This window comes from Pelosinus baikalensis (genome assembly GCF_020819555.1).
Lineage (GTDB): Bacteria > Bacillota > Negativicutes > DSM-13327 > DSM-13327 > Pelosinus > Pelosinus baikalensis.
In genome coordinates this window covers 1-758 of record NZ_JAJHJB010000129.1, presented here as the reverse complement: position 1 = coordinate 758, position 758 = coordinate 1, and the positions used below count along the sequence as shown (strand labels likewise).

Sequence of the window (758 nt, the reverse complement as noted above, 5' to 3'; positions counted from 1 at the left end):
TCTGCCGTCACCGCCGTTCCGGAATAAAACAAGCCTGCGATCAGGAATGAGACAACGACTCCGAAAATGATGGCAGAGCCTTTTAACGCCCTATAACGTTCTTCTGTCCACGCTTTGTCCAAATAGTAACCAACCAGCATCGCTAAGGGCGGATACATTGGCAGAATATACGAGATTAACTTAGTCTGAGACAGTGAAAAGAATCCAAATACTACTGCAGCCCATATGCACAAAAAGATACAGGTACTACGATGCTCCCCTTTCTCTTTTACCCCTGCAATCAAAGCCTGGCCTAAAAAAGCCGTCCAAGGGAAGAAGCCCAGGATTAACACTGGAATATAGTAATACCATAGCTTCCCTGACGCGTGCTCCGGCTGTAAAAAACGTGTTACATTGTGAAAACCTAAGAATGTATCAATAAACGCCATTCCATGGATAAAGTACATCGTCACATACCAAGGCAAAGCAATCGCTGCAAAAAGCGCAGCCCCACTTACAAGTTTCATACTCTTCATGGTTTTCAGCGAACCTGTCACAATCAAGTACAGTCCAATAATCACAGCACAAAAGAAAATAGCAACTGGCCCCTTTGTCACTACGGCAAAAGCGGCGAATCCGTATAGTAGATAATATTTCCGGTGAAGAAATGACAGCAGTGCCGCCATAAGGAAAAAAGTCAGTGTCATATCCGTAACAGCTGCGTTACCCAAATAAAAATATTCCAGACTCGTTGCCAATACCAGAGCCCCAAGTAATCC

Annotated in this window: 1 protein-coding gene; it reads right to left on the bottom strand. The window is 44.3% G+C overall.

The genetic code is table 11. From position 1 onward, the window contains the following. Window positions 1–737, bottom strand: a 737-nt coding sequence (locus LMF89_RS25415) for a glycosyltransferase family protein (protein WP_500797133.1), incomplete at its 3' end; no start/stop codon positions are given. Window positions 738–758: the final 21 nt, after the last annotated feature.